This window comes from Thiomonas sp. X19, from assembly GCF_900089495.1.
Classification (GTDB): domain Bacteria; phylum Pseudomonadota; class Gammaproteobacteria; order Burkholderiales; family Burkholderiaceae_C; genus Thiomonas_A.
Window position 1 is genome coordinate 1220994 of record NZ_LT605203.1, and the last position, 22572, is coordinate 1243565.

23 protein-coding genes are annotated in these 22572 nt (G+C 68.7%); 10 read left to right on the forward strand and 13 right to left on the reverse strand.

Going from position 1 to position 22572, the window contains the following annotated elements:
- Positions 1-117: 117 nt before the first annotated feature.
- Positions 118-1599, reverse strand: a complete 1482-nt coding sequence (locus THIX_RS05725) for a Do family serine endopeptidase (RefSeq protein WP_112485447.1) — start codon at positions 1597-1599, stop codon at positions 118-120.
- A gap of 320 nt (positions 1600-1919) precedes the next feature.
- Between THIX_RS05725 and THIX_RS05730 the strand changes: the two genes are divergently transcribed.
- From THIX_RS05730 to THIX_RS05765, 9 genes are all read left to right on the forward strand, one after another.
- The gene (locus tag THIX_RS05730) at positions 1920-2264 is read left to right on the forward strand and encodes a hypothetical protein (RefSeq protein WP_233224417.1); all 345 of its coding nucleotides are present in this window, start codon (positions 1920-1922) and stop codon (positions 2262-2264) included.
- Positions 2261-2515 carry a hypothetical protein gene (locus tag THIX_RS22895; protein WP_146748451.1) on the forward strand — a complete coding sequence of 85 codons (255 nt, stop codon included), beginning with the start codon at positions 2261-2263 and terminating at the stop codon, positions 2513-2515. The genes THIX_RS05730 and THIX_RS22895 overlap by 4 nt, the downstream gene beginning before the upstream one ends.
- Positions 2516-2532: 17 nt before the next feature.
- On the forward strand, positions 2533-2742 hold the full coding sequence (locus THIX_RS05735) for a hypothetical protein (RefSeq protein WP_146748452.1): 210 nt from the start codon (positions 2533-2535) through the stop codon (positions 2740-2742).
- 82 nt (positions 2743-2824) lie between these two features.
- Positions 2825-3601 (forward strand): SIMPL domain-containing protein, encoded by a 777-nt coding sequence (locus tag THIX_RS05740; RefSeq protein WP_158540811.1) that lies wholly within the window; start codon positions 2825-2827, stop codon positions 3599-3601.
- 56 nt (positions 3602-3657) lie between these two features.
- Positions 3658-4497: a class II glutamine amidotransferase gene (locus tag THIX_RS05745; protein ID WP_112485450.1), complete on the forward strand. Its 840-nt coding sequence runs from the start codon at positions 3658-3660 to the stop codon at positions 4495-4497.
- Between the two features lie 350 nt (positions 4498-4847).
- Positions 4848-6173 carry an IS110-like element ISCARN20 family transposase gene (locus tag THIX_RS05750; protein ID WP_086558138.1) on the forward strand — a complete coding sequence of 442 codons (1326 nt, stop codon included), beginning with the start codon at positions 4848-4850 and terminating at the stop codon, positions 6171-6173.
- Between the two features lie 182 nt (positions 6174-6355).
- Entirely contained in the window at positions 6356-7576 is a 1221-nt protein-coding gene (locus THIX_RS05755) for an efflux RND transporter periplasmic adaptor subunit (protein ID WP_112485451.1), read from the forward strand.
- Positions 7577-7610: 34 nt separating this feature from the next.
- A complete protein-coding gene (locus tag THIX_RS05760; protein ID WP_112488200.1) occupies positions 7611-8813 on the forward strand; it encodes an ABC transporter permease in 1203 nt (400 codons plus the stop codon).
- Positions 8806-9570 carry an ABC transporter ATP-binding protein gene (locus tag THIX_RS05765; RefSeq protein ID WP_112485452.1) on the forward strand — a complete coding sequence of 255 codons (765 nt, stop codon included), beginning with the start codon at positions 8806-8808 and terminating at the stop codon, positions 9568-9570. The genes THIX_RS05760 and THIX_RS05765 overlap by 8 nt, the downstream gene beginning before the upstream one ends.
- 57 nt (positions 9571-9627) lie before the next feature.
- Here the strand turns inward: THIX_RS05765 and THIX_RS05770 are convergent, their stop codons facing one another.
- The 5 genes from THIX_RS05770 to THIX_RS05795 all read right to left on the reverse strand — a co-directional run bounded on the left by THIX_RS05770 (position 9628) and on the right by THIX_RS05795 (position 14566).
- Positions 9628-10797, reverse strand: a complete 1170-nt coding sequence (locus tag THIX_RS05770; protein ID WP_112485453.1) for an FAD-binding oxidoreductase — start codon at positions 10795-10797, stop codon at positions 9628-9630.
- A 12-nt stretch (positions 10798-10809) separates the two neighbouring features.
- Positions 10810-12051, reverse strand: coding sequence for an MFS transporter (locus THIX_RS05775; RefSeq protein ID WP_112485454.1), 1242 nt, complete (start codon positions 12049-12051; stop codon positions 10810-10812).
- 183 nt (positions 12052-12234) lie between these two features.
- Entirely contained in the window at positions 12235-12417 is a 183-nt protein-coding gene (locus tag THIX_RS22900) for a hypothetical protein (RefSeq protein ID WP_146748453.1), read from the reverse strand.
- 58 nt (positions 12418-12475) lie between these two features.
- A protein-coding gene (locus THIX_RS05790) for an IS630 family transposase (protein ID WP_112485457.1) occupies positions 12476-13470 on the reverse strand; the annotation gives its coding sequence in 2 pieces (ribosomal slippage) (positions 12476-13005 and positions 13005-13470; 996 coding nt in all).
- Between the two features lie 157 nt (positions 13471-13627).
- Complete coding sequence (locus THIX_RS05795) at positions 13628-14566, reverse strand: carbohydrate kinase family protein (protein WP_112485458.1); 939 nt, start codon at positions 14564-14566, stop codon at positions 13628-13630.
- 194 nt (positions 14567-14760) lie between these two features.
- Here THIX_RS05795 and glpK point away from each other — a divergent pair, with 194 nt between their 5' ends.
- A complete protein-coding gene (gene glpK / locus THIX_RS05800; protein ID WP_112485459.1) occupies positions 14761-16290 on the forward strand; it encodes a glycerol kinase GlpK in 1530 nt (509 codons plus the stop codon).
- Positions 16291-16293: 3 nt separating this feature from the next.
- Here the strand turns inward: glpK and THIX_RS05805 are convergent, their stop codons facing one another.
- The 7 genes from THIX_RS05805 to THIX_RS05835 are packed head-to-tail and all read right to left on the reverse strand — an operon-like array spanning position 16294 to position 22531.
- Positions 16294-17121 carry a phosphodiesterase gene (locus THIX_RS05805; protein WP_112485460.1) on the reverse strand — a complete coding sequence of 276 codons (828 nt, stop codon included), beginning with the start codon at positions 17119-17121 and terminating at the stop codon, positions 16294-16296.
- On the reverse strand, positions 17118-18176 hold the full coding sequence (locus THIX_RS05810) for an ABC transporter ATP-binding protein (RefSeq protein WP_112485461.1): 1059 nt from the start codon (positions 18174-18176) through the stop codon (positions 17118-17120). Before THIX_RS05810 ends, THIX_RS05805 begins: the two co-directional genes overlap by 4 nt.
- Positions 18173-18994 carry an ABC transporter permease gene (locus THIX_RS05815; RefSeq protein ID WP_371412875.1) on the reverse strand — a complete coding sequence of 274 codons (822 nt, stop codon included), beginning with the start codon at positions 18992-18994 and terminating at the stop codon, positions 18173-18175. The genes THIX_RS05810 and THIX_RS05815 overlap by 4 nt, the downstream gene beginning before the upstream one ends.
- Complete coding sequence (locus THIX_RS05820) at positions 18991-19812, reverse strand: iron ABC transporter permease (RefSeq protein WP_112485463.1); 822 nt, start codon at positions 19810-19812, stop codon at positions 18991-18993. The genes THIX_RS05815 and THIX_RS05820 overlap by 4 nt, the downstream gene beginning before the upstream one ends.
- Before the next feature lie 33 nt (positions 19813-19845).
- Positions 19846-20862: an ABC transporter substrate-binding protein gene (locus THIX_RS05825; RefSeq protein ID WP_112485464.1), complete on the reverse strand. Its 1017-nt coding sequence runs from the start codon at positions 20860-20862 to the stop codon at positions 19846-19848.
- Positions 20859-21881, reverse strand: coding sequence for a LacI family DNA-binding transcriptional regulator (locus THIX_RS05830; RefSeq protein WP_112485465.1), 1023 nt, complete (start codon positions 21879-21881; stop codon positions 20859-20861). The genes THIX_RS05825 and THIX_RS05830 overlap by 4 nt, the downstream gene beginning before the upstream one ends.
- Positions 21881-22531 (reverse strand): HAD family phosphatase, encoded by a 651-nt coding sequence (locus THIX_RS05835; protein WP_158540812.1) that lies wholly within the window; start codon positions 22529-22531, stop codon positions 21881-21883. The genes THIX_RS05830 and THIX_RS05835 overlap by 1 nt, the downstream gene beginning before the upstream one ends.
- Between the last annotated feature and the right edge of the window lie 41 nt (positions 22532-22572).

Below are 22572 nucleotides of genomic sequence, written 5' to 3' on the forward strand. Positions count from 1 at the left end.
CGCCGAGGCTCTGAGCAGCGCGCGCACGCTGGTCGTTGGCCGGAGGCGGCGGGCTTGCAAGCCCCAGACCCTTCGTGCGGCGCGCCGCAGTGCGCAGGCACTGCGTCTGGTCCGCTTTTAGCCCATTTCCACCGGGACGAAGATGCGGTTGTTGCCGCGCTGGATGAGGAGCGCCACGGTTTTGCCGGCTTTCTTCAGGATGGTGCGAACCTGGTCGATGCTGTCCACCGGCTTGCCGTCCACGGCCAGCAGGATGTCGCCGGATTGCACGCCAGCTTGTTCGGCCGGGCCTGTGACGTTCTCCACCAGCAGGCCGTGGTGCACATCGGCCTGCTGCTCTTCGGTCGGCTTGAGCGGCCGCACTTCCAGGCCGAGGCCATGGCCGCCTTCGGTGCTGCCGCCGGCATCGGCCACCAGGGTGTTGCTGCTGAAGCTGCCCAGGGTGGCGGTGATGGTGGATTCGCGATGGTTGCTCCAGACGCCGAGCTTGACGGGCTGGCCCGGCCGCATCAGACCGATCATCATCGGCAGATCAGCCGAGTCGTTCACCGGTTCGTTGTTGACGCTCAGGATGATGTCGCCCGCCTTCAGGCCGGCCTTGGCCGCCGGGCTGCCCTTGGCCACATTGGCCACCAGCGCGCCGCGTGGCGTTTGCAGGCCGAAGGAGTTGGCCAGTTGCTGCGACACGGTTTGCACCGCGATGCCGAGCTTGGCGTGTTCCACATGGCCGCTCTGGATGATTTCCTTGGCCACCGTCACGGCCACGTTGATCGGGATGGCGAAGGACAGACCCTCGAACGCCCCGGTCTGGGTGAAGATCTGCGAGTTGATGCCGACCACGTCGCCCTTGGTGTTGAACAGCGGGCCGCCGGAGTTGCCGGGGTTCACGGCCACGTCGGTTTGAATGAAGGGCACCATGTCGTCGTCGGGCAGCGAGCGGCTCTTGGCGCTGACGATGCCCGAGGTCACGGTGTTGTAGAAGCCGTAGGGCGAACCGATGGCCAGCACCCAATCACCAGGTTCCAGGTTGGCCGGGTTGCCCACGCGGATCGTGGGCAGATTGGTGGCGGGAATCTTCACCACGGCGATGTCGGTCTTGGTGTCATAGCCCAACACCTTGGCCTTGTAGCTGCGGTGGTCGGTGAGCGTGACCATCACCGACTTGGCGCCTTTCACGACGTGGGCATTGGTGAGGATGAGCCCGTCGGAGCTGATGATGAAGCCCGAGCCCAAGCCTTCGGTCGGCACCTCGCGCGGCTGCTGGTTCTGGAACTGCTGGAAGAACTGGAAAAAGGGCGAGTTGCGCAGTTGCGGCGGCACCTGCGACATGTCGGGTGCGTCGGTGCTCTTGGTTTCGCCGCGCACATTGATGTGCACCACCGTGGCGCCGAATTGCTTGACGATGGCGGCGAAGTTCGGCCCGCCCACGGCAGCGGTCTGCATCGGCGCGCCCGGCGGGTTGTTGAACAGGGGCACCGTCTTGTTGTTGAGTTCCACATGGGCTGGAATGCCGGCATAGCTCACCTGGTAGGCCATGAAACCGCTGCCCCCGATGATGCCGGCGGCAGCCAGGGCTGCCCACAGTTTTCTGGATTTCATGATGCACCTCCGTGAAGAAATCCGATGGAATCGAAATTGCGCTGAGGTGAATGATCCATGCATGAACTTAGGTCTGTCTTAAGTGGTGGTGGGTGGGCGCGGGAGCAGGAAGCGCCGCTTGGGTTGCGACACATTTGCTGACATTTGCGCGTTCAGCACTGTCGCCATCGCGGACGGCGACTCCGTTATCGCCGGCACTGCATGCAGCATCGTTCGTTTCTATCTCATGTGAAAACGCAGGGCCGCCCCGAGTTTTCTCATCCCCTTTTGGGGAGTCCGCTTGCGGACAACTGGGGGCGCTCGCAACCGGAACTCAGACCATGAACACCAGAACCACCCCGCTGCACAAAACCCTGCTCGGCGCACTCGCTCTGGGCACCCTGCTCGTCGCCACATCGGCACAGGCGGAAACCCACTGGGAGCACGCGCATCCGCGGCGCGACCAAGTCCTCGACCGCACCCAGCATCTCAATCGCCGCATCGTGCACGAACGCCGCGAAGGCGAGCTGACCGCGGCGCAGGCTCATGCCCTGCATGCGCAGGTGCGGCAGACCCGCCTGGAGCAGCGCGCGATGGCGCAGACCAATGGCGGCTACATCACCAAGGTGCAACAAGCGGGCCTGAACCAGCAGCAAAACGCCATCAGCCGGAAGATCGGGCCATGAGCCCCGCGTCCGGCCGCCCGAAGCGGGGCGAACCCCTCTCGGAGGGGACGCGCGCCTGGGCACGGCGCCTGCGCCTGGGTTTGCTGGGGCTCACGGCCGCTGCGGCATTGAGCGGCTGTTATGTGGCGCCGCTGGCGCCTCCCGGGCCGCCCGTCGCCGTGGTGGTGCGCCCGGCCCCGCATGGCTGCTGGCACCCTGGCTGGTGGGGTCCATGGGGCTGGCATCCGGGGCATTGGGGCCTGTGCCGCTGAAGCTGGCGGCAACAGCCATGCGCCTCCAATCAACCATCCATCATGCGGGCCGCACGCGGCCTGCCGAAGGAACCTTCATGCGTTTCATCCTGCTCGCCGCGCTGCTTGCGGCCAGTCTCTCGGGCTGCATCGTCGTGCCGCCCCGCGCCGGCGTCTACATCCAGCCTTATGGCGTGATTCAAGGCGGCTGGTATCACCGTTGGGGTGATGACGACGAACGGCGTTGATCAGCGTAATGCCGTTTGCTCGTGGCCGGCGTCGTGGGTTATGTTGGCGCTGTTCCAACCGCATTGCGCGATGAGGCCCTGCATGAATTCACGCTCATTCGTTCCAAGCCTGGCCCGGCGTCTGCCGGGTCTGCGGCGACACTTGCCGGCCGTGGCGCTGTGCGCGGCTTGCCTGGCGGCAGCGCCTCTCGCGCTGGCGCAGACGCCGTCGGCCACCTGTGGCGCCCAGCCTGCCGGTGTGGTGCAACTCGAAGCCACGGCGCATGCCGACGTCACGCCCGACCGCGCCGTGGCCGTGCTCGCCGCCGTGCGCCAGGGCAGCGATGTCGCCACCCTCAATGCCGAAGTCACCAAGCTGCTCGACAGCGCGGTGAAAGCGGCGCGCGCCACGCCCGGCGTGCAGGTGCAGACCGGCAGCTTCCAGACCCAGCCACGCTACAAGGCGGTGGCCGGCCAGAGCCAGCAGGACGGCTGGAGCGTGCGTGCCCAGATCATTCTCAAGTCGGTGGATTTCGCCGCCGTCGGCCGCCTTGCCGGGCAGCTTGCGCAGAGCCTGCAGGTGGAAAGCACCGGCACCGAAATCTCGCCCGAACTGCAGGCGCACGAATTGGCCAAGCTCACTCAAATGGCCATCGCCCAATACCGCACCCAGGCACAGGCCGCGGCGCATGATTTCGGCTACGCCGGCTATACGCTGCGCGAGGTGAACATCGGCAGCCTGCAGGGCGCCTCGCCGGCGCCGAGGCCCATGTTCCGCGCCATGGCCGCGGTGCCCATGGGCGAGCAGGCGGTTCCGATCGAGCCCGGGGTGCAGGCCCTGGGCGTGACCGTGTCCGGTTCGGTGCAGTTGCAGCGCTGAGGCCGGGCATGGACGGCGCCGACCTCCCCACACGCTGCGCAGGATAGGTCCCCATCATGTGCGAGTTGTTCGCCGTCAGCAGCGCCCACCCGGCTCGCGTGCGCCTGCGCTTCGCCGAGTTCGCCACCCATGGTGCCCCGGTGCGGGGCGGCAATCCCGACGGCTGGGGCGCGGCGTATTTCGACGGTCCCGAGGCGCATGTGCTGCGCGAGCCGCTGCCTGCGGTGCGAAGCGCCTTCGCGCGCGTGCTGGAAGACCACGATTTCCACAGCACCCTGGTGCTCACCCATGTGCGCCGCGCCTCGCGCGGGCCGGTGGCACTGGCCAACACCCAGCCGTTCTTGCGCGAGCTGGCCGGTCATCGGCATGTGTTCGCGCACAACGGCGATCTGCCCGACATCCAGTCGCGCTGGCCGCTCGAGCCGGGTGGCTTGCAAGCTTGTTGGCAACCGATCGGCCAGACCGATTCCGAGCATGTGTTCTGCCAGCTGCTGCGCCAGCTCGCGCCGCTGTGGCATGCAGCGGGCGGCGTGCCCGGCGTGGCGGCTCGGCTGGACGTGGTGACGGCATTCGCTGCGCGGCTGCGCCCCAGCGGCCCGGCCAATTTTCTCTACAGCGATGGCGACGTGCTGTTCGCCCACTCTCACCGCCGCCATCAGGCCGATGGCAGCATCCGTCCGCCGGGCTTGCATCTGCTGCGTCGCCGTGGGGCGGGTGTGCAACTGCATGAGGCCCGTGGCTTGCAAGTGCACACCCGTCACCACGAAGTTCACGCCTTGGCGATGCTGGCCAGCGTGCCGTTGGGCGTGGGCCATTGGCAGCCTCTGGCCGAAGGCCAGGTGGTGGCCCTGCGCGCCGGCGAGGTCGTCGCCAGCACGGGCGAGGCGCCGGTTTGAGGGAGCGCCCCCAGACCTGCCGCTTTGCGTCAGGCCCCCCGAGGGGGATGAGAAAACTTCGGGGGGCGGTGCGTTTTCTCATGAGCATCCCAAGCCCCTGGGGGCGCCCGGCGTTCGCGAAGAAACGATCTTTGGGCTACAAGGTGAACGGCAGTGCCGAGATGACCGACAAGTCATTGGTGCGAGCCTGCGGCGTTGTAGGACGCCGTGAGGTGAGCCCGCTCGTGAGCATGGTCCGGGAATCGTCGGCGACAGTGGTGAGCACAGCGATGTGCATCCCGTTTGAGAGATCGAGTCGAATTCGACGACTCCCATGGCGCTGCCGTTCGTTGACAATCTTGGAGCAAACGATGGCGATGCGCAAGCGAGATGATGATCTGGTCTTCCCCAACGCGGCGGGTATCGACGTAGGAGGGTCGAGCCACTGGGTGGCGGTACCCCGGCAAGCCTGCGACGAACCGGTGCGCGAGTTCGGTGCGATGACCGACGATCTGCACGCCATGGCCGACTGGCTGCTCGCGTGTGGGGTCGACACCGTGGCGCTGGAGTCCACCGGGGTGTACTGGATCCCGGTGTTCGAGGTGCTGGAGCAACGCGGCTTGACGGTGTTTTTGGTCGATGCGCGGCAGATGAAGTATGTGCCTGGGCGCAAGAGCGATGTGCAGGACTGCCAGTGGTTGCAGAAGTTGATGAGCCTGGGGTTCTTGCGCGCGGCGTTCCGCCCGACCGATGAGGTCTGTGTGGTGCGTGCCGTGGCCCGTCAGCGCGACGTGCTCTTGGCCGAGCAGGCCAGTTGGGTGCAGCGCATGCAAAAGGCGCTGGTGCAGATGAACATCCAGCTCACCGAGGTTCTGACCGATGTCATGGGACTGACGGGACAAGCCATCATCCGCGCCATCGTCGCTGGCGAGCGCGACCCCAAGACGCTGGCCCGGTATCGCAACGCTCGTGTCAAGGCCAGTGAGACGGAGATTGCCAAGGCCTTGACGGGCAATTGGCGCGATGAGCACCTGTTCGTGCTGCGCCAGGCGCTGGCGATGTATGACGACATTGCCCGGCACCTGGGCGAATGCGACGCCAAGCTGCAAGGACTGCTGAGCCAGCTTGGCGCGGCCAAGGTCGATCTGGGCAAGACGCCTCGTGCAGGCAGCAAGCTGCGCGCGCAGTTCGACGCACGCCAGATTCTGGCCAACTGGGCCGGCGTCGATCTCACGCGCATCAACGGCCTGGGTCTGGCTGCGGTGATGAAGATCCTCTCGGAGGTCGGCCCCAACCTGAGTCGCTTTGCCAACGTCAAGCACTTCTGTTCTTGGTTGGGGCTGTGTCCGGGCACGAAGATCAGCGGCGGCAAGGTGCTGTCAGCCAAGACCCGGCGATCCGCCAATCGGGTCAGGCAGGCGCTGAAGATGGCCGCGATGAGCCTGTCGCACAGCGACTCGGCCCTCGGCGCGTTCTACCGCCGCTTGTCGGGCCGCATGGACAAGCCGCGTGCCAATACCGCCACCGCGCACAAGCTGGCGCGCATGGTGTATTTCATGCTGACGCGTGGCGAGGCGTTCGTCGATCAAGGCCAGCAGCGCTATGAAGATCAGCAGCGCGAGCGCTCAATCGTCGCCCTCAAGCGCCGCGCCGCTGCCCTTGGCTTCCAGATCCATCCAAACCCGGTGCCAGCATGAAACCGGCCTTCAACCCATTTTGTTTCTTGAGAGGTCGCTGAGTTGACGACCTTGCCGTGAACCGGCCCCAGCACCAGGCTTGACCGTACGCAAGTCAATTGGATCGGGCATGTCGGACAATGCCACGTCCTGTGACCCAGTCGGGTTACAGCTCCCCCGTCCATTCCGCTTCTCGCTTGCCCATGGCCCGTCGCCTCGTCTGGTTCGTTCTTGCCGTCATCGCGCTGGTACTGGCGGGCATCTGGTTACTCGACTGGTGGCGCGGGCCGCTGGTGGCAGCTTACCGCGTCGAGCGCCGGCCGCTGCTGCAGGACGTGGTGGCCACCGGACGCATCATCACCCCCTCACGCATCAACATCGCCAGCGAAATCACCGGCGTGGTGATCAAGCGCCTGGTCGATCGTGGCGACATCGTTCAGCCCGGCCAGGTGCTGCTGGAATTGCGCAGCGATCAGTCCCGCGCGCAGCGCGCGCAGGCCCGGGCGGCGCTGCAGCAACTGCTCACGCAAACCCGGCCGCAGGCGCAAGCGGCCCTGGTGAATGCCGAGTCGGCGCTGAAGCTGGCGCGCAGCGAGGAAGCGCGCGCCCGCGTCCAGGTGCAGCAGGGCGCCTTGTCGCAGCAGGCGTTGGAGCAGGCCGAGCAGGCGCAGGCCGCTGCCGCGGCCCAGGTGCGCAGCGCCCGCGCTGGGTGGGACGCGGTGCGCCCCGGCGGCGCGGCCGAATCGCAACTGCGCGCTGCACTGGCCGCCGCCGAGGCGGTGCAGGCGCGCAGCTTCATCCGTGCCGAGGTGGCCGGCGAGGTGCTCACCCGCAGTGTGGAGGCGGGCGACACCATCACTCCCGGCCAGGTGTTGTTCACCGTGGCGCGCGCCGGCAGCACGCAAGTGTCGTTGCCGGTGGATGAGCAGAACCTCGAACATCTGGCGCTCGGCCAGGCCGCGCGATGCCTCACCGACGCTTACCCGAATCGCAGTTTCGCCGCGCGGCTCAGCTTCATCGCCCCGGCGGTGGACACCACCAGCGGCACCATCGAACTGCGCCTCACCGTGGCGCAGCCGCCCATCTGGCTGCGGCAGGACATGACCACTTCGTGCGACATCACAACCGGCCAACGGGCCGATGCGCTGGTGGTGCCGAACGACGCGCTGCGTGCCCAGCGGGGCGAGCACGCCCAGGTGCTGGTGCTGCGCGCGGGCCATGCGCGGGCGCAGCACGTGACGCTCGGCCTGCAGGGCCTGGTGGCGAGCGAGGTGCGCTCGGGCCTGAGCGCGGGCGAGGTGGTGATCGACGACCCCAAGGTGCAGCCCGGCCAGCGTGTGCGCGCGGTCTTGCAGGGCGTGCCGGCCGCCGGTGGCGGCAGTTCCGCCGGCGGCGGCAGCGAAGTGGCCGGCGCGCCGCGCTGAGCGCCCGGTCAAGCGCACGCAGAGCAAGCAGCCGATGGGACTGTCCTGGCGCATCGCCTACAACTTCCTGCGCGACGGGCGGGCGCAGACCCTGCTCATCATCGTCGGCGTGGCGGTGGGGGCGGCGGTCATCGTGTTCATCACCGCACTGGTGGACGGGCTGCAGGGCAATATCGTGCAGCGCACCCTCGGCACACAGGCGCATATCGTCGTCAGCAGCCCGGACCTGCTGCCGCTGGCCCAGGCGGTGCCGCCCGGTACGGTCGATTTGCGCAGCACCGATGCCCGCCCCCAGCGCCTGCGCTCGATCAACAACTGGCCGGGCGTGCTCGACGTGCTGCAGCAGCTCGATGGCGTGACTGCGGCCTCGCCGGTGGTCACCGGTCCGGCGTTCGCCCAGCGCGGCGCCGCGGTGCGTGCGGTGGCCGTCATCGGCATCGTGCCGCAGCGCTATGTGCAGGTCATTCCGGTGAACCAGGACATGGTGCAGGGGCGCTTCAACGTCGGCGCCAGCCAGATTCTCATCGGCAACCGGCTGGCGCAGGACCTCGGCCTGCGCGTGGGTGACAAGCTGCGGGTGCAGGGCGCATCCGGGGGCTCGCAGGTGTTCGACGTCGCCGGGGTGTTCTCGCTCGGCGTGCGCGACCTCGACCAGCGCTACGTCTACATGGGGCTCAAGCCGGCGCAGGCGCTGCTGGGCCTGCCCGGCGGCGTCACCGAGATCGACCTCACCGTGCGCGACATCTTCAGCGCCGAGGCCATCGCCGCGCGCATCAACCGTCTCACCGGGCTGAAGTCGGAGAGCTGGATGACGACCAACGGCCAGTTGCTCAATGCGTTGAAGTCCCAGTCGCTCTCCAGCGCTTTGATCCGTTTTTTCGTCGCGCTCTCGGTGGCCTTCGGTATCGCCAGCGTGCTGGCGGTGAGCGTGGTGCAGCGCACGCGTGAAATCGGCATCCTGCGCGCCATGGGCGCCACGCGCCAGCGCATCCTGGCCGTGTTCCTGTACGAAGGCGCTGCGGTCGGCTTCGCCGGCTCGGTGCTGGGCGCCGCGGCGGGTGCCGGCATGGTGTGGGTCTTCAACACCTACGGGCCGGCCTTGTTCTATGTGCCCGTGGCCTTCTCGTTGGTGATCGAAGCCGTGGTCGTGGCCACGCTCGCCGGCATCGCCGCAGCGGCGTTGCCGGCGATGCGCGCGGCCGGGCTCGATCCCGTGGTGGCGATCCGCTATGTCTGAACCCGCGCCAAGTAGCCTGGCGCCCAGCGACGCCATCCCGGTGTTGCGCTTGGAGGGGCTGCGCAAGTCCTACCAGGTGGGCACGCCGCTGGAAACCGAGGTCCTGCATGGCGTCGGTTTCACGCTGCAGCGTGGCGAGTTTGCCGCCCTGGTCGGGCCTTCGGGCTCGGGCAAGACCACCCTGCTCAATCTCATCGGCCTGCTCGACGCCCCCACCGGCGGCGAACTGTTCCTGCAGGGCACGCCCACCCGCATGCTGGAAGACGCCGAACGCACCGCGCTGCGCGGCCGCGCGATCGGCTTCGTGTTCCAGTTTCACCATTTGATCCAGGCCTTTCCGGTGCTGGACAACGTGCTCATGCCAGCACTGGTGCAAGGCGCGCGCCGCAGCCGCGAACTGGAAGCGCAAGGCCTGGCGCTGCTCGACGCCGTGGGCCTGGCGGCGCATGCGCGCAAGCGGCCGAACGAGCTGTCGGGTGGGCAGCAGCAGCGCGTGGCCATTGCCCGCGCCTTGCTCACGCGCCCGCCGCTGGTGCTGGCGGACGAGCCCACCGGCAACCTCGACACCCACAGTGCCGACGATGTGTTCGCGTTGCTGCGCCGCTTCAACCGCGAGTTCGGCTGCGCCGTGCTCGTCGTCACCCACGACCCGCGCCTGGCGCAGCGCTGCGACCGCATCCTCAACCTTGTGGACGGCATGATCGTGAGCGATCAGCCGGTGGCGCCGGAACTCGCGGTGCAACCCGCGCCGAACTGAAGTTCGGCCGGCACTCGAATCACAGACGCGAGCCAGCGTCCCGGCTGGGGCCGCGGCTCAGGCCGTGGCGCTGCCGCGCAGCCGTTGCGGATCGAGCATGGCGGCGCGCAAGCCCAGCGCCTGCAAATCCGCAGGCAGATCTGCGCGGAGCAACAAGGCCGCCGCCGCGCGCGCCAGCGCAGGGGCGGTCTGAATGCCGTAGCCGCCCTGGCCCGCGAGCCAGAACAGGCCGGGCACATCCGGGTCGTGGCCGCAGACGGGCTCGCCATCGGCAACGAAGCTGCGCAGCCCCGCCCAGGTGCTGCGCGGGCGACGGATGCAGAGCAGGGTGGCTTGTTCGATGGCCCAGATGCCCGTGGCGATGTCCAACTCCTCCGGCCGCACGTCCTGCGGCGGCATGGGGTCGGAGTTGGCCGGCGAACCGAGCAGGGCGCCGGCGTCGGGCTTGAAGTAAAAGCGCTCGAAGGCGTCGATCACCATCGGCCAGGCGTGGCAGTCCAGGCCTGCGGGCGGATCGAAGATGAACGCGCTGCGGCGCCGGGGCTGCAGGCCGACGGGCCGCGCACCGGCAAGCTGCCCGACCACGTCGGCCCAGGCGCCGGCGGCGTTCACCACGATGTCAGCCGAGAACTGGCCGGCGTGGCTGCGAACCTGCCAGGCGTCGTCGGCGCGGCTGAGCGCGAGCACTTCGGCGTTGGTGTGGATCCTGGCACCCGCGTGACGCGCGCTGCGCAGGAAGCCCTGCAGGATGGCGTCCACATCCAAGTCCAGCGCCTGCGGCTCGAACACGCCGCCCGCCAGCCCATCGGGGCGCAGCACCGGGCAGCGCTGCCGGCATTGCGCGGGCGACAGGCGCTGCACGTCCACGCCGCTGGCATGCGTGTCGCGCTCCAGGGCATCCAGCCGGCTTGTCGCGGCCGTCAGGCTGATGTCGTCGTATGCCCAGGCCGCATGCAAGGCGCCTCGCGGCGTGAGCAGTGGATGCTCGGCAAAACCCGTGGGCGGCCTGGTGTAGAACGCGCCACTGCCCAGAGTGAGGGCGCGGATGCCCGGTGGCCCGTAGGATGGCATGTACAGCGCGGCCGAGCGGCCGGTGGCGTGCATGCCGCATTGCGCTTCGCGCTCCAGCAGGGTGACCGTCAAGCCCGGCTGCACGGCCAGCATGCTGGCCAGCGAGGCGCCGGCAATGCCGCCGCCCACCACCAGCACGCGGGTTGCGCGCTCCATGCCGCCGTGCCCTCAGGCGGCCGCTGGCGCCGCGGGTTTCGGCTTGGCTGGCGGCGCTTGCAAATCCGGCAGGAAGGTGGCGAGCAGCCCGATCAGCGGCAGGAAGGCGCACACCTTGTAGACGCCGACGATGCCGATCACATCGGCCAGCTGGCCAAGCGCCGCCGCGCCAATGCCGCCCAGGCCGAAGGCCAGGCCGAAGAACAGGCCCGACACCGCGCCGACCTTGCCCGGCATCAGCTCCTGCGCGTACACCACCATGGCCGGGAAGGCCGAGGCCAGCACGAAGCCGATGATGGCCGTGAGGAAGGCCGAGACTTCCAGGCTGGCATAGGGCAGCGCCAGGGTGAAGGGCGCCACGCCGAGGATGGACGCCCAGATCACGCGCTTGCGGCCGATGCGGTCGCCGATCGGGCCGCCCAGCAGGGTTCCGGCGGCCACCGCGGCGAGGAAGATGAACAGGTGCAGCTGACCGTCTTGCACGCTGATGCCGAAGCGGTGCTGCAGGTAGAAGATGAGGTAGGTGTTGATCGACGCCAGGTAGAAAAACTTGGAGAACACCAGCGCCATGAGCACCGCCATGGTTTTGCGCACCAGCCCTGGCGGATGCGCTTGCGCCTGGCTGGCGGCGGGCTTGCGCTTGCCCGGGCGCATCTGGTGCGCCGACCAGCGGCCGACGAAGGCCAGCACGACCATCGCCAGCAGCGCGGCGGCCGAAAACCAGGCGATGCTGCCTTGCCCGTACGGCATGATGAAGGCCGCCGCCAGCAGCGGCCCGATGGCGGTGCCGGCGTTGCCGCCAACCTGAAAGATGGACTGCGCCAGCCCATGCTGGCCGCCCGAGGCCATGCGCGCCACGCGCGACGATTCCGGGTGGAAGATGGACGAGCCCATGCCGACGCAGGCCGCCGCCATCAGCACATGCGGAAAACTGTCGGCACGCGACAGCAACAGCAGGCCGACGAAGGTGAAGCCCATGCCGATGGACAGGGAATAGGGATGCGGCTTGCGGTCGGTGTACAGCCCCACCAGCGGCTGCAGGATGGACGCGGTGATCTGGTAGGTGAGGGTGATGAGCCCGACCTGGGCGAAGTTCAGATGCAGGCCGGCCTTGAACAGCGGGTAGATGGCCAGCATCAGCGACTGCATCATGTCGTTGAGCAAATGCGAGAAGCTGATGGCGCCGAGCACGGAGTAGCGCGTGCCCTCGGAGGCGCTGGCCGTTGGCGCCAGCGCGGAGGATGGAGTGGACATGACGGGAACGGTTGGCAAGGCGCCAGCGATTGCGGCGCAGAGCGAAACTGTACGCCGGGACGTGCTTTTTTGCTGGGCCTCTCAAGGAAACGCGGGGCCGCCCCAAGTTTCCTTGACCCCCACGGGGGGCGGGCCGGCGAGCCCGACCTTGGGGGCGCTCAAAACGCCGGGCGCCACCCGGGTTCAGCCTGCGGCAGGCTTCGCGCCAGTCGTTTGCGCCTTGGCTTGTGCGCTGGTCTGAACATGGCCACGCGCAGGTGCGGCCATGCCGAAGACCTGGCTGTAGCCGATGAAAATGCCCAGGCCGATGAGCCCGACGGTGAGGATGACGATGACGAGGACGAGAATGAGGAGCTTGTTGCCCATGGCGCTGGCCTGAGATGGGTGTTGACTCAGGCTATTGAGCTTTCCGTAAATAGCGACATCACCACAGACCCGCCTGGACCCAGCAGGCGGCAATGATGGACGGACGTCGCTGAGCGCTCTTGAGCTTGGCACGGGCGGTCGTGTTGAGTTCGTTGAGGTTGGCCGGACAGAAGTTGGCCAGCGCGTGGCGCTTGAGCCAGGCCCACAGGTACTCGACCGGGTTCAGGTCCGGCGAGTACGGCGGCAGGAACGCCATCTGCATGGCGCCGTCGGTGGAGTCCAGGTACTCGCGCACAAGCTTGCTGCGGTGCGCCTTCAACCCGTCCCAGATGATCAGCAACGGCCGTTTCAAGTGCGCCCGCAGCGCCTTGAGGAATTCGACGTGCTGCTCCTTCTTGATACTGCCCTCGTGCAGCCGGAACATGCAATTCGTGGATGTCAGGCCGGCGATCACGGAGATGTGGGTCCAGTTGAAGTGGAACTGGATGATCGGCGTCTGGCCCTTGGGTGCCCAGGTACGCACTCGCGTGGGTCGCTCGCTCAGGCCCGACTCGTCGATGAAGACGATCAGTCGCCCTTGGCGCTTGGCTTTTTTTTGAGCGCAGGCCAGGTCTTGCGCTTCCAGGCCTGCACGGCGTCCTCGTCGCGCTCGATGGCGCGGCGATCGGGCTTTTGGACCGAGAACCCCAATCCGCCCAGGATGCGCCAGATCTGGGTCTGGCTGAACTTGACGCCGTGCTGGCGCTCGATGAGCGCGCCCACGCGCTTGAGCGTCCACAACTCGGTGCCGAAGCCGTGCTCGGTTGGGCTTTGCAGCAGCATTCGCCCCAGTGCCTGCAACTGCTCATCATCCAGACGCGCCGGCCGGCCTCGCCCGGGCATCGCTCGCAACGCCTCGATGCCCCCCTCATCGAGCAACGCCTTCCATGTGTACACCGTCTGGCGCGCCACACCCACCGCGTGTGCAGCCTGCGCGGGCGTCTTGCCCGCCAACAACATGCGAGCGGCTCGCAAGCGCCGCCGCACAGATTCGTCCAATCGTTTCGTCACCATGTCTCGCGTCCCCGACTTCCCAAATATCGGTACAACGCATGACCAGCTCAACGGTTGTCATGATTTACGGAAAGATCAATAGTTGCGGTTCATCATGGGGTCAAGGCAGGGACAAGCCTCGTCACACCTGAAACGCTTTGCCGCGCAGTCACCCGCCTCAGCCCGCATGGATTGCGCCATAACCCAGGCGCAGGCGTTCGAGCGCCGCGTCACGCGGAATGGTGTAGTTCTGCGGCCCGGCGCAGGCAATCTTGCTCGCCCCCATCACATTGCCCAGCTTGCAGGCGTCGGCCAGGCTCCAGCCCTGCTCCAGCGCCCACAGCAGCCCGCTGCGAAAGGCGTCGCCGCAGCCGGTGGGGTCGACCACGGCGCTGGCCTCCAGGCCCGGGACATGCACGCAGGCGCCGTCCTCGAACACCTCGCAGCCTTCGGCGCCCTTGGTGACCACCAGGCCGCGCACGCGGCTGGCCATGTCGCGCAGGCTCAAGCCCGTGCGCTCGACCAGCATGGCGGCTTCGTAGTCGTTCACCGCCACCCAGGCGGCCTGGGCGATGAAGGCGCGCAGCTCGGCGCCGTCGAACATGGGCAGGCCCTGGCCGGGGTCGAAGACGAAGGGCAGGCCGGCGGCGGCCATTTGCGCGGCGTGGTCGAGCATGGCCTGGCGGCCATCGGGAGCGATGATGCCCAGGCGCAGGCTGGCGTCGGCAGGGACCGTCTGTTCATGCGCCTGGCTCATCGCGCCGGGGTGGAAGGCGGTGATCTGGTTGTTGTCGCGGTCGGTGATGATGTGGGCCTGCGCCGTGTGGCTGCCGGCCACCACGCGCACATGCCCGCGCGAGATGCCCAGGCGGTCGAGCCGCACCTCGTAGTCCACCCCGTCTTCGCCCAAAGCGGCCAGGATGACGGGCTCGCCGCCCAGCTGCTTCATGCCGTAGGCGATGTTGCCGGCGCAGCCGCCGAACTCGCGCCGCAAGGTTGGCACGAGGAACGCGACGTTGAGCATATGCACCTTGTCGGGCAGGATGTGCTCGGCAAAGCGGCCGGGAAAATCCGTGATGGTGTCGAAGGCGAGCGAACCGCAGATGAGGCTGGACATGGCGAGAAGCGGGTTGGGTGAGCTGGAAAGCCAGCACTTTAGCTGCAGTGCCGCGGTGCACGCTCACGCGTGCCCGTGGCCTGGTTCTCGCCTGCTCCTGGCACTCGCCCGCTCCTGGTTTGCCCGGCTGCGGCGTCACTGGGTATGCTGAATCCTCCATCGTGCTCCCCGACCTGCTTGCTGCCAGCCCCGCCATGACCACCGCCCCGTCCTCCGCCATCCTCGCCCTCGACCAAGGCACCTCCAGCATCCGCGCCATCGTCTTCGACCGCACCGGGGGTGTCGCCGCCATGGCGCAGCGCGAGTTGCCGCAAAGCTATCCGCAACCCGGCTGGGTGGAGCATGACGCGCGCCGCATCTGGGCCGACCAGCTCGCCACCGCGCGCGAGGCGCTGGCCGCGGCGGGCGCTGGCCGCGTGGCCGCCCTGGGCATCACCAACCAGCGCGAAACCACGGTGCTGTGGGACCGCGCCAGCGGCGAGCCGCTGCACCCGGCCATCGTCTGGCAAGACTGTCGCACCGCCGAGACCTGCGCCGCGCTGCGTGCCCAGGGGCTGGAGGCCGAGGTGCGGGCGCGCACCGGCCTGCTGCTCAATCCCTACTTCTCCGGCACCAAGCTCAAATGGCTGCTCGACCGCATCCCCGGCGCAAGAGCGCGGGCGCAGCGCGGCGAGCTGGCATTCGGCACCATCGACAGCTGGCTGCTGTGGATGCTCTCCGGCGGCGCTGCGGCCTCCACCCGCGCCCAGGCCGTGCATGCCACCGATGTCAGCAACGCCAGCCGCACCCTGCTGTGGAATATCCACACCCAGCAATGGGACGACACCTTGCTGCGTGCGCTCGACATTCCGCGCGAGCTGCTGCCGCAGGTGCTGCCCTCCAGCCACGTCTACGGCCATACGGCTCCGGGCCTGCTGCCGGTGGTGTTGCCCATCGGCGCGCTGGCCGGCGACCAGCAGGCGGCGCTGTTCGGCCAGGGCTGCGTGCGCCCCGGGCTGGCGAAGAACACCTATGGCACCGGCTGCTTCCTGCTGCTGCACACGGGCGGTGTGGCCCAGGCCAGCCACAGCGGGCTGCTCACCACGGCGGCGGCACGGCTCGACGGCCAGGCGCCGCAATACGCGCTGGAGGGCAGCGTGTTCGTCGGTGGCGCGGTGGTGCAGTGGCTGCGCGACGGCCTGCACGCCATCGCCGCCAGCGGCGAGGTCGAGGCGCTGGCGCAGTCGGTGCCCGACGCCGGCGGGGTGGTGTTCGTGCCGGCCTTCACCGGCCTGGGTGCGCCCTACTGGCGGGCCGACGCCACCGGCACCATCACCGGCTTGACGCGGGGCAGCACCATGGCGCATGTGGCGCGCGCCGCGCTGGAGAGCATCGCCTTCCAGAGCGCCGCCCTGTTGCAGGCCATGAACCGCGACGTGCAGGCGGCCGGGGGGCCGCCGGTGGCCGAGCTGCGGGTGGACGGCGGCGCCAGCGCCAACGACCTGCTGATGCAGTTCCAGGCCGACCTGCTCGGCATTCCCGTGGTGCGTCCGCAGGTGCTCGAAACCACCGCGCTCGGCGCCGCGTATCTGGCCGGGCTGAGTTGCGGCGTCTATGCCGGGCTGGCCACCATCGAGTCTCTCTGGGCCGCGCAGCGCCGCTTCGAGCCTGAACTCGCGCCGGCGCAGGCGCAGGCCCGCATGCAGGAATGGGAGCGCGCGGTGCGCAAGGCGCTGGCGGCGTGAAACTCAGTCGATGAGCTGGCCGTCCTGGTGGAAGAAGGGGTAGGGGCCGGGCGATTCGTCCACCGCCACGAGGTGGGACACCAGGCCCGCGCCGGGCAGCCAGGCGTGAATCTCGAACGCCGGCGGCTCCATGCGGTAGGCGGACGGCGCATCCGGCCGGATGTCGAACGCGACCTGATGCGCGGGACTGGGGCAGGTGGAGGCCAGGGTGCCGGCGAAGCGGTGCTGGATGGGCCTGTGCAGGTGGCCGCAGAGGATGCGCTCGATGTTCGGATGCCGCGCGACGACCGCGCCCAGGCGCGCGCAGTCGGCGGCGGGTAGGCCGATGGCGTCCATATGGCCGATGCCGGTGACGAAGGGCGGGTGGTGCATGGCCAGGATGACCGGCTGCCCGTCCGCGTGCTCCAGCTCCTGCCCCAGCCAGCGCAGGCGCGCCTCGCACAAGCGCCCACCGCTGTGCGGCGGGTCCTGGGTGTCGAGCGCGATCAGGCGGCAGGGGCCGAGATCGGCGGTGTAGTGCACGAAGCCGTCTCCACTGTCGAGGTAGGTATGGTCGGGGAAGGCCGCGCGCAGCGCCTGCCTGCCGTCGTGATTGCCCACCAGCAGGTAGTGGGGCATGGGCAGCGCGGCGAGCAGCTCGCGCAGATGCGCGTATTCCTCGGCGTCGCCCCGGTCGACCAGATCGCCGGTGATGACCACGGCGTCGGGCAGGGGGCGCAGGGCGCGGATGCGGTCGAGGCAGCGCGCGAGGAAGCCCGCGGTGTCCACGCGGCCATAGGCCAGCGCGCCCTTGCGCTTGATGTGCAGGTCGGAAATCTGGCAAAGAATCATGCGGCGTCCTCGGGCAGGCACAACCAGGCGTCCGGCGCGATGGCCAGGCCGATGCTGCCTGACGGCGCAAGGTCCGCGCGGCCGGGCACGTCGACCAGCACCGGGGCGTCGCCGATCTCGCCCACGGTGACGCGCGTGCGGTCGCCGAGAAACACGGCCTGCAGCACGCGCCCGACCAGGGCGGCCTCGGCGTGCGGCACGATGCGCGCGTCCTCGGGGCGGAACCACATCGCGCTGCCGGGCGGCAAGCGCTGGGGCAGGGCGATGGGGGCGGCGCAGCCGGCGCAGTGGAAGTGCCTGTCGCGCACCTCGCCGGCCAGCCGGTTGAGGGTGCCGATGAACCGTGCCACCGCCAGGCTGGCGGGGCTGTGGTAGATCTCGCGCGGCGTGCCGGTCTGCTCGATGCGGCCCGCGCTCATCACCACGATGCGGTCGCCCAGCGCCATGGCCTCGGCCTGGTCGTGGGTGACGTAGACGGTGGTGATGCCGAGCTGGCGCAGCAGGGTGTTCATCTCCACGCGCAGGGTTTCGCGCAACTGGGCGTCGAGCGCGGTGAGGGGTTCGTCCAGCAGCAGCACGCGCGGACGCGGCGCCAGCGCGCGGGCCAGGGCCACTCGTTGGCGCTGGCCGCCGGAGAGCCGGTCCACCGCGCGGTCGGCACATTCGCGCAGACGCATCAGGTCCAGCAGTTCGTCCACGTGCCGCGTGATCTCGGCGGCGGGAAGGCGCCGGATGCGCAGCCCGTAGCCGACGTTGCCGCGCACCGTCATGTTGGGGAACAGGGCGTAGCTCTGGAACACCATGCCCACCTGGCGCGACTCGATGGGCTGCTGGGTCACGTCCTCGTCGTCGAACAGCACCGCGCCGCCGGGGTCGGGGCGCTCCAGACCGGCGATGAGGCGCAGCATGGTGGTCTTGCCGCAGCCCGAGGGGCCGAGCAGGACCACGGTTTCGCCGGCGGCGATGGACAGGTCGACCGGACGCAGCGCGAGCTGGCCGTGGTCGAAGGTCTTGGCGCAGTGGCGCAGGGTGATGGCGACGGAGGCTTGCTTCATCGGGAGACTCGCTTGTCGGGGTCGTTCACGCCGAGGCGCTGCATGAGCACGAGCAGGGGGATGATCATGAGGAAAAAGATCAGGGTGTAGGCGCTGCCCACTTCCAGGCGCAGCGAGGCGTAGGCGTCGGCGAGGCCCACGGGCAGGGTCTTGGTCATCGGCGTGCTGAGCATCCAGGTCAGGTTGAACTCGCCGATCGACAGCGTGACGACGGTGAGCGCGCCGGCCAGGATGCCGGGCCGGATATTGGGCAGCACCACGGTACGAAAGCGCTCGACGAACCCCGCGCCGAGACTGGCGGCGCCTTCCTCCAGGGTGCGCAGATCGATGCTCGAACACACCGCGGAGACCGAACGCACCATGAACGGCAGGGTGAAAATCACATGGCCGACGACGATGAACCAGGCGCTGACGCGAAAGGCGTGCAGGCTGCCGTACACCACCAGCAGGCCGAGCGCGCTGGCCAGACCTGGCATGGCCACCGGCAGCATCAGCATGCTTTCCAGCGTGCGCAACAGCCTGCCGCGGCTGCGCGACAGGGCGTAGCCGCAGGGCACCCCGGCCAGCAGCGTGATGAGCAGCGTGGCCAGGGCGATTTCCAGCGACAGCCAGATGGCGTCCTGGTAAAGCGCCCAGACCTGCGCCACCCAGCGCAGGGTCAGACCGCTGCGCAGGCCGACGAAATCGTTGCGCGTGAGCCCGGCCAGGATGGACATGCCCACCGGGACGATGAGGAACAGGCTCAGCAGCAGGGTGGTGGTGGCCTGCAGCGCGACGGGCAGGCGTTGCAGCGCGGTCTTCATGGCGAGCCCACTCATGCGCCGGTGGCGACCGTCTGGCCGTCGAGTCCGTCGGCCCATGCCAGCACCAGCCAGGTCACCGCGCCCAGCACCAGGCTGAGCGTGGCGGCGGTGAGCAGGTCGGCGTTGAGGGTGAAGGCGGTGTAGATCACCATGGGCAGGACGTTGATGTCGGTGGCCAGGGTGAACGCGGTGCCGAAGGCGCCCACCGCCGTGGCGAAGCACAGCGCGCTGGCGGCCGCCAGCGCCGGCGCCAGAGCCGGCAGGACGACGTCGCGCAGCACCTGCCAGGACGAAGCGCCCAGGCTGCGCGCGGCCTCTTCCAGCGCCGGGTCGAGTTTTTCGGCGGCGGCCATCAGGGTCAGGATCACGCGCGGTATGGAGAAGTAGAGATAGCCGAGGAACAGTCCGCCCAGCGAATAGGCGAACACCACGCGGTGGCCGAACAGGGTATTGGTCGCGTCGGCCACCAGGCCCTGCCGCCCGGCCAGCATGATCACCATGAAGCCGACCACCACGCCCGGAAAGGCCAGCGGCAGCGTGAGCATGGCGATGAGCGCGTGGCGCCCGGGGAAGCGGCGGCGGGCGAGGAAAAGCCCGGCGGCGAGCGACAGCGCGAGCGCCGCCACCGTCACACCGCCGGCCAGCGCCAGCGTGGTCGCCAGGCTGCGCAGATAGCGCGCGTTGGTGAGGATGGCGAGATAGCCAGCCAACCCCTCGCCGGCGCTGATGCGCGCCAGCGCCGCCATCGGCAGCAGCCAGAACGCGGCGAAGATGGCCACGGCGGGCGCCAGCATCATGCCGCGCAAGGGCCGGGAGAACGTGATGTCTTGCATGGACTGGACCTTGCTCTGCGACGAGCGCCGGGTTCAGCGCACGTCGGCGAGGTAGAGCTTGACGAAGCCTTGTTGCACCTTGCCCATCTGCTCGTAGTTCACCGGCTTGACTCGGGCATAGTCGGTCGCGGGCAGGAACTTGGCAGCGGTCTGCGGGCTCATGGCGCTCGGGATGACGGGGCGCAGGAAAGCGTTGGCCCACAGCGCCTGCCCTTGCTTGGACAGCACGAAGTCGAGCACCTTCTTGCCGTTCGCCGGGTGCGGACCGTTTTTCACCAGCGCCATCACGTAGGGCATGGCGATCGTGCCTTCGGCGGGGATGACGAAGGCCACGTCGGCGTGGTCCTTGTATTCGGCGCGGTAGGCGTTGAAGTCGTAGTCGATCAGGATGGGGATCTCGCCCGACAGCACGCGCGCATAGGCGGTCTGCTTGGGCACGATGGGATCGTTCTTCTGCAGGCGCTGGAAGTACTGGATGGCCGGTTTGAAATCATCCAGGGTGCCGCCCATGGCCAGGTTCACCGCCACCGCGCCGGCATAGCCGACGAAGGCGCTGCTGGGGTCGAGATAGCCCACCATGCCCTTGTATTCGGGCTTGAGCAGGTCGGCCCAGGAACGCGGGACCGGCCTGCCGCCGAGCGCGGCCTTGTTGACGAAAAAGCCCAGGGTGCCGGAGTGGATGGCGAACCAGTTGCCTTGCGGGTCCTTCAGGTCGGCCGGAATCGCGTTCCAGTCCTTCGGCTTGTAGGGGGTGATCACGCCGGCGGCCTGGGCCTGGAAGGCCGAGCCGATGCCGAGGTAGACCACGTCGGCCACCGGGCTCTGGCGTTCGGCGATGAGCTGGGCGATGGCCTGGCCCGAGTTCTTGTTGTCGAACGGCACGGTGATGCCGGTGGCGGACTTGATGGCCTGGATCTGGCTGGCCCAGTCGGCCCATTCGGGCGGGCAGTTGTAGCAAATCGCCGTTTCCGCGGCATGCGCCGAACCTTGCATGGAAAAGACGTTGAGGGCGGTGAGCACCGCGAACAGCCAATGGCGCAAACGTTTCATGGCAGACACTCCGAGGGTGGGTGGGGGAGAAGGGACGCGACCGTGCCGTCGGCGCGGATGCGGTGGGGCAGGATGCTGGAGGACGTCGGCCCGCCTTCGAGCGCGCCGAGCAGGTGGCGCCAGGCGGCGGCGCCGATGTCGCGGTTGGGCTGGCACACGGTGGCCAGCGGCGGCGTCAGCAGTTCGCCGATGGCCAGGCCGTCGAAGCCGACGATGGAGATGTCGTCCGGCACACGCACGCCGGCCTCGCGCAGCGCGCGCATGACGACCAGCGCGAGCAGGTCGTTGCCGCAGAACAGGGCGGTGGGGCGATTGCGCGGATCGGTCAGGCGCTGCAGCACGGGCGGCGGCAGGGTGTGTTCGTTGAAATCGACTTCCAGCGGGGCGTTCGGTGTCAGCCCGGCCTCCTCCAGCGCGTCGCAATAGCCCAGGTAGCGCTGCGCGGCGCGGTCGGACGCGGCCCGGTTGCCGGTGAGCATCAGCACGCGGCGATGACCTTGCGCCACCAGCAGTCGCACGCCGTCGCGCGCGGCGCGGTGGTTGTCCACCGACACGCAAGGGTGGGTGGCGCTGTGGTTGTAGACCAGCTGGTAGGGCACGCCCGAGCACGCCAGGGCGTCGAGCAGGGGATGGCCGGCGGCTTCGGCCACGGTGAGGATCAGCCCATCCACCCGCTGCGACAGCAGGGTGTCGATGGCATGGGCCTCGCGGCTGGCGTCGTAGCGGGTGGTCATCAGTAGCACGCGGTAGCCGCTGGCCGCGGCCGATTCCTCGATGCCCTGCATGCATTCGCCGAACACGGGGTTGAACACGTCGGGCAGGATCACGCCGATGAGTCGCGTGCGCACGCTGCGCAACTGGCGGCCCAGCAGATTGGGCCGGAAGCTCAGAGTCTGTACGGCGGCAAGCACGCGGTCGCGCGTGGATGGCCGCACCTTGGCGGGTTCGTTCAGGGCGCGCGACACGGTGGCGATGGAGGTGCCGGCCAGTTCGGCGACGTCGTGGATGGTGCTGGCCATCACGCCGCTTCGCGCAGCGATATGACCGGCCACGCGCGCTGGCGCGCCACCTGCGCCAGCACCGGATCCGGATCGACCGTGACCGGGTGGCGCACCGCTTCCAGCAGCGGCAGGTCATTGTGCGAATCGCTGTAGAACCAGCTCTGCTCCAGTCCGGCCAGCGAGGTGCCGAGCGCGGCCAGCGCGGCCTCGGCGTGCAGCACCTTGCCCGGTCCGAAGCACGGTGCGGGAAGGTGCCGGCCCGCGGCCGAGTCGGCGGCCAGCACGTGTTCGAAGCCGAGATGGCGCGCCACCGGCAGCACCAGGGCCTCGGGGCTGGCGCTGATCACCATGGTCAGCATGCCGTCGCGGCGCAGCGTGTCCAGCAACGCAGGTGCGCGCGGCGCCACGGCGGGGAGCAGGCGTTCACGGTTGAATGCCTCGCGGCAAGAGCGCAGGCGTTGCGGCTCGATGGATGCGTCCACGGCCTGGCGGAACGCATGCAGGCCGTGGAAATCGAGCCGGCCGGCGTGATAGTCGTGGATGAACGCCGCATGGCGCGCGAGCACGTCCTCGTCCAGCAGCCCATGCGCGTGCAGATAGTCGAACCAGAGCTGGTTGCTATCGGTGCATAGCAGGGTGTGATCCAGATCGAAAAAGGCGACGCGCATCGGTGATGCCCAGGATGTAAACCTTTTCATCCTAGGCGGCC

Bases quoted from the DNA above. Each gene is read 5' to 3' on its own strand.
- THIX_RS22900 (WP_146748453.1), bottom strand. From the start codon at position 12,417: ATGGGCAACAAGCTCCTCATTCTCGTCCTCGTCATCGTCATCCTCACC.
- THIX_RS05760 (WP_112488200.1), top strand. From the start codon at position 7,611: ATGGGACTGTCCTGGCGCATCGCCTACAACTTCCTGCGCGACGGGCGG.
- THIX_RS05770 (WP_112485453.1), bottom strand. From the start codon at position 10,797: ATGGAGCGCGCAACCCGCGTGCTGGTGGTGGGCGGCGGCATTGCCGGC.
- THIX_RS05775 (WP_112485454.1), bottom strand. From the start codon at position 12,051: ATGTCCACTCCATCCTCCGCGCTGGCGCCAACGGCCAGCGCCTCCGAG.
- THIX_RS05795 (WP_112485458.1), bottom strand. From the start codon at position 14,566: ATGTCCAGCCTCATCTGCGGTTCGCTCGCCTTCGACACCATCACGGAT.
- THIX_RS05745 (WP_112485450.1), top strand. From the start codon at position 3,658: ATGTGCGAGTTGTTCGCCGTCAGCAGCGCCCACCCGGCTCGCGTGCGC.
- THIX_RS05810 (WP_112485461.1), bottom strand. From the start codon at position 18,176: ATGAAGCAAGCCTCCGTCGCCATCACCCTGCGCCACTGCGCCAAGACC.
- THIX_RS05730 (WP_233224417.1), top strand. From the start codon at position 1,920: ATGAACACCAGAACCACCCCGCTGCACAAAACCCTGCTCGGCGCACTC.
- THIX_RS05805 (WP_112485460.1), bottom strand. From the start codon at position 17,121: ATGATTCTTTGCCAGATTTCCGACCTGCACATCAAGCGCAAGGGCGCG.
- THIX_RS05815 (WP_371412875.1), bottom strand. From the start codon at position 18,994: ATGAGTGGGCTCGCCATGAAGACCGCGCTGCAACGCCTGCCCGTCGCG.
- THIX_RS05755 (WP_112485451.1), top strand. From the start codon at position 6,356: ATGGCCCGTCGCCTCGTCTGGTTCGTTCTTGCCGTCATCGCGCTGGTA.
- THIX_RS05825 (WP_112485464.1), bottom strand. From the start codon at position 20,862: ATGAAACGTTTGCGCCATTGGCTGTTCGCGGTGCTCACCGCCCTCAAC.
- THIX_RS05735 (WP_146748452.1), top strand. From the start codon at position 2,533: ATGCGCCTCCAATCAACCATCCATCATGCGGGCCGCACGCGGCCTGCC.
- THIX_RS05820 (WP_112485463.1), bottom strand. From the start codon at position 19,812: ATGCAAGACATCACGTTCTCCCGGCCCTTGCGCGGCATGATGCTGGCG.
- THIX_RS05835 (WP_158540812.1), bottom strand. From the start codon at position 22,531: ATGCGCGTCGCCTTTTTCGATCTGGATCACACCCTGCTATGCACCGAT.
- THIX_RS05725 (WP_112485447.1), bottom strand. From the start codon at position 1,599: ATGAAATCCAGAAAACTGTGGGCAGCCCTGGCTGCCGCCGGCATCATC.
- THIX_RS05740 (WP_158540811.1), top strand. From the start codon at position 2,825: ATGAATTCACGCTCATTCGTTCCAAGCCTGGCCCGGCGTCTGCCGGGT.
- THIX_RS05830 (WP_112485465.1), bottom strand. From the start codon at position 21,881: ATGGCCAGCACCATCCACGACGTCGCCGAACTGGCCGGCACCTCCATC.
- THIX_RS05765 (WP_112485452.1), top strand. From the start codon at position 8,806: ATGTCTGAACCCGCGCCAAGTAGCCTGGCGCCCAGCGACGCCATCCCG.
- THIX_RS22895 (WP_146748451.1), top strand. From the start codon at position 2,261: ATGAGCCCCGCGTCCGGCCGCCCGAAGCGGGGCGAACCCCTCTCGGAG.
- glpK (WP_112485459.1), top strand. From the start codon at position 14,761: ATGACCACCGCCCCGTCCTCCGCCATCCTCGCCCTCGACCAAGGCACC.
- THIX_RS05750 (WP_086558138.1), top strand. From the start codon at position 4,848: ATGGCGATGCGCAAGCGAGATGATGATCTGGTCTTCCCCAACGCGGCG.